This is a genomic window from Dendronalium phyllosphericum CENA369, from assembly GCF_016056275.1.
Lineage (GTDB): Bacteria > Cyanobacteriota > Cyanobacteriia > Cyanobacteriales > Nostocaceae > Dendronalium > Dendronalium phyllosphericum.
In genome coordinates, this window is record NZ_JAECZA010000303.1 from 1 (window position 1) to 7,960 (window position 7,960).

A 7,960-nucleotide genomic window follows, 5' to 3' on the forward strand; every position below is an offset into this window, starting at 1 on the left:
CCTCATAACAGACGCAAGTGCTGTAACCCTCTTCTGTCACTCTCCGTGAGAGCGATTGCTAGAAGTCTCACGAGGCAATCAATACAACCTATACTATTAGAAAAAAATTGCTCTTGAATTTGTTATTAGAAAATAATCGCGCGATCGCTTGCTGTACAAAAGCTCTAGAATTCAGAAATGGCAAATGTTTTCGGAGACTGACAGAAGAGGGGTAAGTACCTGGATCTGGATTACTATTGCCACCACTAAACATTTGTAAATCAGCGTGAAAGTGAGCAAGAGTATCTGGGTTAGCAGGGTCACTAGAAAAGAAAATACTTGAATCGATACTCTTGAGTTCTACCCCCACGCCAATAGAAGTTAGCGATTGTTTAATGATTTCCTGAGTTTTCTGACGGACTGGGTTGACTGAAGTTTGAAACAAAACCTTGAGTTCTACACCATTTTTATCCCGAATGCCGTTGCCGTTGGTATCTTTCCATCCAGCTTCATCCAATAAAGCAGCAGCTTTTTTCAAGTCAAATTCAGATTTCGTATTAGGTGAATTATAAATATCTGGTGCTACCACGATATTTGTCACAGCACGACCAGTTTGACCATATAACTGTTGATTAATAGTATCACGGTCAATAGCATAATTAAACGCTTGACGCACTTTCAGGTCTTTAAAAAAAGGATGGGGAAACTCTATGCTGGAGCGTTCACCGTCTTTGGTTTGTTTATTAGGGTCAGTTTGATTAATAGTAATCCGTTCCAAATAAGAACCGAAGACGATATCTAATCTACCTTTTCCTGCTGCCTCCAGCTGTTTCAGGATGGGAGCTTCTACTTGGAGGTTCCAGGCAAAATCTACATCTCCAGTCTGCAATACTGCTCTAGCAGCTGAAGTTGCATCTCCACCACCTTTAAGTTCTACTCGCTTAAAGAAAGGTTTATTTGCTTCGCGGAAAAAGGAATTAGCTTCATAAACAACAGTGTCACCAGGCTTGAAGTCCACCACTCGATAAGGGCCAGTTCCTACAGGAAGTAGATTAGCAGGCGCTTCTCTAGCGTTACTACCGTTGTATTTCTCGAATAGATGACGAGGTATGATTGACCCATTGGAACTAATAAACGGCAATGACCAAGCTGGGTTAGGTTCTTGGAAATTGATTTTAACGGTATAGTCGTTCAAGGCTTCAACGCTCTTGACAGCTTGATAATTAGCAGCAGTGGTTGCACCTAAAGCTGGATTACTAACAAATTGGTAGGTAAATACTACATCCGCAGCCGTAAATGGTTTACCATCAGACCATTTGACTCCTTGTTTGAGTTTCCAAGTCACTGATTTACCATCTTTTGCTACTCCACCGTTTTCTAGGGAGGGGATTTCTGCTGCGAGAAAGGTGACTAGTTTACCATCCTTATCAAAGCTGGCTAAGGGTTCGTAAGTAATTCGACTGGCTTCAAAGTCTTTGTTACCTTGAGCTAGATGCGGATTAAGAATAGTTGGTGCTTGCCAATAGAGAAGCTTTAAAGTATCGCTAGCAGCACTAGCATTACTTGCGGCTGTTGGAGTAGAGGCGGTTAGAGATTGAGAATTTGGAGAAGAACAAGCAGTTAGCAACAAAATACTAAGCAACGACTGAGCAAAAATCGGACTCCTACTGAATTTATTGAATATGGTCATGTTGAATTGTCTCTAGCGGTTTAAGCTCAATCTAAAAGGGCGATCGCTAATTTTAGATTTTAATTACGAATTACAAAGAAGGCAGGAGGCAGGAGGAAAGAAGTATGAATAAAAACTGTCTTTTCTGGGTATAAAACCCTGTTTAAAAAAAGAATTGTATCGAGTAGAGTGCAACAAGATACAAAGCGTCCTTGCTTCAATCTTACGTTTTTAAACGTGGGTTCCTACTGCCTCCTGCCTCCTGAATTTAATATCCTGCTTGCTTATTGACTATATTCTGTAAGGGCTGACCAGCTCGGTAGCGCTCTAGATTATCGAGAAACAAGTTGGCGATGCGTCCTTTCAATGCTGGGGAAATTGCGGAAGTATGAGGTGTAATAAATAGATTAGGTAACGACCACAGAGAACTTTCTGGCGGTAGGGGTTCAATAGAAACTGTGTCTAATCCCGCACCTGCAATCCAGCCTTCAGTTAGAGCCTTAGTTAATGCTGATTCATCTACAACCGCACCGCGACCCACATTAATTAAATAAGCATGACTGGGTAGCGATCGCAGTACTTTTTCATCAATTAAGCCTTTAGTTTCTGGTGTCAAAGGTGTCGCAACAACTACATAGTCAACTTCTGGCAATAATGCGTGCCATTCATCTGTACCAACGATTTTATCGAAATTTGGTAACGGTTCAGGACGACGGCGACCACCCCAAACTCTTGCCCCAAATGCTTTAGTACGAGCTGCGATCGCCTGACCAATATTCCCAGTACCGAGAATTAACACAGTTGAATTTGCCAACTCTGGCAGTACCAACCAGCTTTTTCGCCAACTGCGTTGATCGTGAGCAGCTTGCAATTGCCGTAACTGCTTGGCGTGATAGAGAATCAAAGTCAATACAAATTCCGAAATCGGAATCGCATGAACCCCCGCGCCATTAGTCAGAATAATATCGTGTTGGAGAAAAATGGGTGTGAGGATGTGATTCACACCTGCACTAGGAGTCTGTTGCCAACGTATTCCAGGCGCAGCCGCTAGCACTTTATGTAGAGTAGTCGGCTTCAATTTGAACCCATTAAGATAAACTTCTGCATCACTAGCATCACCATCAAAATTACCATCACTATCTACCCGCACAAATTGCGTATCCGATGGTAGGTGTGGCTCAATCTCGGCAGCAAGCTCTATAGGTAGAATTAGTTTGACCACTAGTTAATCCTTCATATAATTGCTTAGTATCCTGCTGACTATTCACTCACAACGAGCAATATTAGTTAGGTAGAGTAGACAGCGATCGTAACTGCAAATATTGTACAGTAAATTGATAGATTTACCGTATTATAAATTTCCCCAACCTAGCGGCTCTCCTGCTGCGGTGCTAGATTTATCATGCTAACCCTGGATTTCTCACAAACTCACTCAAATTATTCTTTCAGCCATTTGTAGAGGAGTTTTTTTTAAAGAATTTAAAAACTTCCTAGCGTGAAAATCAGCCTGAAAAAAAATAAATTTGTAGGTGGGTTCATTATAGACCTTTACTTTTTAGCCAATTGATAAACAAGTTAGCAATAGCTAAGTTACCTTGTTCCAGCATTGGCAAATGACCGTGATTAGGGAGTCCAACTTCAGGAAGCCAAATAAAATCACCCCGAAAGTATTTTGCAGTTTCTGCGTCTACTTTATAAGGATGGCGAGGGTCTTGGTCGCCTGTAATCACACATATGGGAATATTAAATAGTATCTCAGGGTTGCCAATATAAAGCCCTTGTCCTTCAACATTTCTGCGTTCGTTACTCATCCTTGCACTCTCAGCGACCAAACTGCGAAAATAATTCTCAAATGCCTCTTGCGGAAAGGTATCTGAGTTGGTGAAGTACTTCTTAGTATCTTCGCGCGAGTAGATACGTGGACAATCTTCAGAGAAAGCCTCTTTTGAGTCTTTGGCGATCGCTGGTAATAGATCGGCTGGTGGTGCTGGTGCAATGCCTATAATAGCTTTAACAAGTTGGGGATGAGTTTTTCCTATCTGCCAACCAACCGCACCAGACATACTGTGAGTCAGAATGACAGATGAGCCAATCTTTTTCAGGAGTGCAACTGTAGCATTGATTACCCTCTGATATGGCATTACGGAAAAGTTTGGTACAAAACCCGACCGACCATGCCCTGGCAAGTCAACAATATAGGTTGGATAGCCTTGTTCTGCCAGATATACTGCCCAACCTGGGCGGCGATCGGGTGTTTGGACAAAGTAAGCACCTGTATGAAAACCGCCATGTAAAAGCACAATCGGAACTGAATTTTGGTCTTGCCTTGGGCGGTAATGCTGAACATACATTTGGTACGGAATATCACCAACAAAGAATTCTATTTCAGTGTATGAATGTATTCCTCTCATATCCATCTCTCTTGTTCTAATTCGCTGCTGGACAGACTGCTGAAGCCACATCTACCCGTTTGGGAATGACTTTTTGTTCCACCATCCAATCTGCAACTTCTTGGATCTCAGCAATTACCTTCGGTTCTAAAGGCAGCACTTGTTCGGGAGGACGGTTAGCTACCACTCGTTTAATAACAGCAGGCGATAACCCCATCGCTTTTTCCAAGATCGTGGCAGACTTTTCGGGATTATTAGTTGCCCAATTTCCCTCTTGTTTGAGAATGTCTACAATCGCTTTCACCGCTTGAGGATGTTCGGCTAAAACGGGGCGACGAACTACATAGACTCCATAGCTAGGAGCAGGATTATTCTCTACAAGGCGACGAGCGCCATACTGCTCTTCTGCTGTTGAAAGTCCTGGGTCCCAAATTGCCCAGGCATCTACATGTCCTTGAACCAAAGCTGGCAGAGCGTCAGTTGGCCCTAGATAAACTCGCTCAACTTTGTTTTCTGGTATCTTCGCTTGTTTCAATGCTTGCAGAACTACAAGTTCGCCAGCGCCTCCCTTGTTGACTGCAACTTTTTTACCTACTAAATCGCTAACCTGGCGAACCGGAGAATTTTTCGGCACCACAATAGTTTGTGACTTGATATCTGGTGGACGATATGCGATGAGACAGATATCTGCACCACCTGCTAGCCCTGTAATTACGGGAATACTTCCACCTGAAGCAATATCTGTACTCCGCGCGTTGAGTGTTTCTAAGAGTGGGGCAAAGTTAGGGAAAGGACCTACCCAGTTAATCTGAATATTTTGGGCGGTGAGGTCTTTTTCTAACGTGCCGCGTTCTCTCACAATCGGGAGTAGCGCCCACTTGACGTAACCAATTTTGATAGTCGTTTGAGTTCCATTTTTGGCAGCCTGATTGACTACTGACCTCTGATGAAACAGGCGGGTCTGAGGTTATAAATTCTTTAATGATGTATGACTGTGATGTAAAAGACAAATTGTTGTAAAAACTACTTGATTTTCATGATTGTTTGTGAGAAAGTCTGACTTAGTAATTATAAAATACGGTAAATCGATAGATTTGTTGTATTTTAGATTTTGACTAAAAGGAATTGCGAATTATTAATTGATTAATTAGCGCTCTTACGGGGTACAAGCCCCCACCAAATCTTCGATTTGGTGGTCTTCAATTAGTGGCAGGTTTCAAGCCCCCACTAATTGTCTTAATTGCGAATTGCGTTAGCACAGCGTTAGCGAGTCCGCGAGCATCCGCTGCGAATTGGAGTTGACGGAAAATAAGCGGTAAATTTTTAGTTGTGCAGACAGCAATGTTTGGGCTATGCTCCATCGAAGACGATCGCAGCAACGCCCAATATTTTAACCTCTGATTTTCCTTTTGAATTGCTCACATAACCGCATAGGAATTGGGGATCAAGCATTGAATAGCAGCAGTCAAATGCAGCAGCTTCCTTAGTGCTTGGCAAAGCGATCGCAATTGGTATTCTCAGAGATGAGAAGCTAACGTTCCGCGAAAAATTTGCAGATTTCACCTTCACCAAGTTTGATGGTACAAAAATCACAGTTTAAAGCTTTGACTGTTTAGAAAATATAGAGACACGATATTTCGCGTCTCTACATTTACTTAAATCCTATTTAGTTTCAGAGTTCTACAATGTCTGATCTTCGGAGATTTTACTCTCGATGCCTGCGGCGGGCTGCGCCTACGCGATCTATGTTATTGAGCATAGCGGTAGCGATCGCGCTCTTGATATCTACAACACAAGCACTCAATCCCAAAAATACAGTATCAGCACAACAAGCATCGCCGGACATAGAACTAGCTCAGAAATTAGGTAAAGAAATTATTGCTGCTTGTCCCGTTGTCTCTGAGGCTAAAAATTTAGCTGCCTTCAACTCATGCGCTGACAAACTCGTTAACCTAACAACTCTCCGCGAAACCATGAATGCACCCTTCTTGTGGGGCGCTCAAAGCAAAGTCGGTAATTACAATCTCAAAGATAATCAAACAACTGTATTTGATCCATTCGTTTGGCGTCGCATATACCTAGCCACTTTTATGTTCAAAGGTAAACCAAAAGTTGAACAGGTAAACAATTTAATTGTGATTCACCTTCCCATTCAGTTCCGCAATCAGCTTGATATTGGTGCTTATCCTTATCCTTTTTGGCACTCATCGAAAAAGTGGAATTCTTACCAGCAAAGCACTGAATTACTTCTGTTTCTAGAACAGAAAAAGCTCAAAGGGGCACTGCGTTCAGCTGTGATTGACTCACAAAGACCAGTAGTAAATCATGTATGGGATGGTAAGTGGGTTTGGAATGATGCTCATGGCAAAAAGCAACCTTATGTAACACTATATACCCGTTTGTTTTCTCCATCGAACCCACACCTCGCTAAAGTTGATGCTGCTTATCGTGCATTTGAGGTTAATCTACGTCAACACGCTTGTATTGTTTGTCATAGTCCAGATAACGCAGCTAAACAGAATCCTTTATTAATGCTGAGTTATCCAAATCAAGCGCTCTCCTTACGACACGAAACGGTGCGCCAAATTAAAGAAAAACGAATGCCACCTCCGGCTGGTATTGTTAATGAGCAAGAGCGACAAAAGCTGCTTGAATTTGCCCAAGCATTTGCCCAAGCAGGCGACCAAGCCCTAGCTTACGAAGGAGAAAAAATAACTTCTTTCGAGTTCATTCAAACAACTAGTGATTGAATCTCATGCAGTGGTTGATAACGGTTAGCAAGATAAAATTCAGTTGCAATAGAGTAAAATTCTGTTCATTCGCTAACGCAAGGGCAAAATGTTCGAGGGAAAATAGATTCGTTTAAAAATATGGAGAGCGTTACAGCCTAACTGACACTTGATCGTGATTGAAGTGGTAATGTTTGAAGCAGCTACGCCGGATTTTCAATTGGTATTCGTTCATTCATATCTAGACGGAAAATACCATATGGATTAACGTGTCGCCAAATCAAAGGCGAAAGCGATCGTAAATCTGCCTGCTTCATTGTCTTCATCCATCGGGGTTGTGACAAGACCTCTTGAATCATCCAAGTATTGATATATACCAAAGATATCTGCAATAAATGCAGAGATAACACAGCTACTTCTTGGTCATCCAAGCGATTTGTCGCAATCTCTCCACCTTTTCCATAGAAAATAAAACTGTTAGCACTATTCCAGTTTTCAACTACATTTAGCCCAGAATGAATTTCTTGCCGAACTTCAATCGAATGCAGATATTGACACAAGAAAATAGTCTTAACAGCCTTGCCTAATTCCGCTAATGCCTGATAGGTAAAATGTAACAAATTACCTTTAGTAAAACGCTTCAAGATAGCATCGGTTTCCGCCATTCCTAATCGCAGTGCTGTAGCATATTTAACCATCTGGTCGTACTGCTGTCTGAGCAAATCCCATCGGATTGAACGTTTAATAATTGCTTGTAAATATCGAACCAAAAAACATCAACTCCAAGACATCTTAGTAATTGCAATTCAGGCAATCATTGCCGGAGCGCAAGGGTGGGAAGATATCGAGAATTATGGCATAAGTAAGCAAACGTGGTTACAGGAGTTTCTGGCATTACCAAACGGTATTCCCTCAGATGATACATTTCGACAAGTGTTTGAGTTGCTCTTACCCTGAGTGTTTAATGAGTTAAAATATTTACCCCTCTTCTGTCACTTTCCGGATAGAATGAATAGAATAAAGGAAAAATAGAACTCTACAAGGTAAGTAGAGCAATGGATGTAGAATTACAAATCCTGAAACATCTGCCAAGGGATGCCCAGCCAACAGTTGCGCTCGTAGATGCATATTGTGCAGAGTACAAAGACCTGTTTAAAGAAGTAAGAAATTATGAATGCTTCAAATATTTACAT

6 protein-coding genes and 3 pseudogenes are annotated in these 7,960 nt (G+C 41.8%); 3 read left to right on the forward strand and 6 right to left on the reverse strand.

The window, feature by feature from the left end; translation table 11 throughout:
• Nucleotides 1–88 precede the first annotated feature (88 nt).
• From I8752_RS34675 to I8752_RS34695, 5 genes are all read right to left on the reverse strand, one after another.
• The gene (locus I8752_RS34675; protein ID WP_214436686.1) at nucleotides 89–1,669 is read right to left on the reverse strand and encodes a peptide ABC transporter substrate-binding protein; all 1,581 of its coding nucleotides are present in this window, start codon (nucleotides 1,667–1,669) and stop codon (nucleotides 89–91) included.
• 247 nt (nucleotides 1,670–1,916) lie between these two features.
• Nucleotides 1,917–2,870, reverse strand: coding sequence for a D-2-hydroxyacid dehydrogenase (locus tag I8752_RS34680; RefSeq protein WP_214436687.1), 954 nt, complete (start codon nucleotides 2,868–2,870; stop codon nucleotides 1,917–1,919).
• A 316-nt stretch (nucleotides 2,871–3,186) separates the two neighbouring features.
• Nucleotides 3,187–4,059, reverse strand: a complete 873-nt coding sequence (locus tag I8752_RS34685; RefSeq protein ID WP_214436688.1) for an alpha/beta fold hydrolase — start codon at nucleotides 4,057–4,059, stop codon at nucleotides 3,187–3,189.
• A 16-nt stretch (nucleotides 4,060–4,075) separates the two neighbouring features.
• Nucleotides 4,076–4,993, reverse strand: a complete 918-nt coding sequence (locus tag I8752_RS34690; RefSeq protein WP_225896098.1) for an aliphatic sulfonate ABC transporter substrate-binding protein — start codon at nucleotides 4,991–4,993, stop codon at nucleotides 4,076–4,078.
• Nucleotides 4,994–5,388: 395 nt separating this feature from the next.
• Nucleotides 5,389–5,631 (reverse strand): hypothetical protein, encoded by a 243-nt coding sequence (locus I8752_RS34695; RefSeq protein ID WP_225896097.1) that lies wholly within the window; start codon nucleotides 5,629–5,631, stop codon nucleotides 5,389–5,391.
• Between the two features lie 92 nt (nucleotides 5,632–5,723).
• Between I8752_RS34695 and I8752_RS34700 the strand changes: the two genes are divergently transcribed.
• Nucleotides 5,724–6,788 (forward strand): hypothetical protein, encoded by a 1,065-nt coding sequence (locus I8752_RS34700; RefSeq protein WP_214436691.1) that lies wholly within the window; start codon nucleotides 5,724–5,726, stop codon nucleotides 6,786–6,788.
• 182 nt (nucleotides 6,789–6,970) lie between these two features.
• Here the strand turns inward: I8752_RS34700 and I8752_RS34705 are convergent.
• Nucleotides 6,971–7,525 (reverse strand): annotated as a pseudogene (locus I8752_RS34705) (Tn3 family transposase); the annotation flags it as partial.
• Nucleotides 7,526–7,529: 4 nt separating this feature from the next.
• On the opposite strand from I8752_RS34705, the pseudogene I8752_RS34710 reads away from it, so the two are divergent.
• Both I8752_RS34710 and I8752_RS34715 read left to right on the forward strand, forming a co-directional pair.
• Nucleotides 7,530–7,721: pseudogene (locus I8752_RS34710) on the forward strand (transposase family protein); the annotation flags it as partial.
• A 101-nt stretch (nucleotides 7,722–7,822) separates the two neighbouring features.
• Nucleotides 7,823–7,960, forward strand: a pseudogene (locus I8752_RS34715) (IS701 family transposase); the annotation flags it as partial.

What these genes read in the sequence shown, in the direction of transcription:
- I8752_RS34685 (WP_214436688.1), bottom strand. Translation starts at nt 4,059, where the DNA reads ATGAGAGGAATACATTCATACACTGAAATAGAATTCTTTGTTGGTGAT.
- I8752_RS34675 (WP_214436686.1), bottom strand. Translation starts at nt 1,669, where the DNA reads ATGACCATATTCAATAAATTCAGTAGGAGTCCGATTTTTGCTCAGTCG.
- I8752_RS34700 (WP_214436691.1), top strand. Translation starts at nt 5,724, where the DNA reads ATGTCTGATCTTCGGAGATTTTACTCTCGATGCCTGCGGCGGGCTGCG.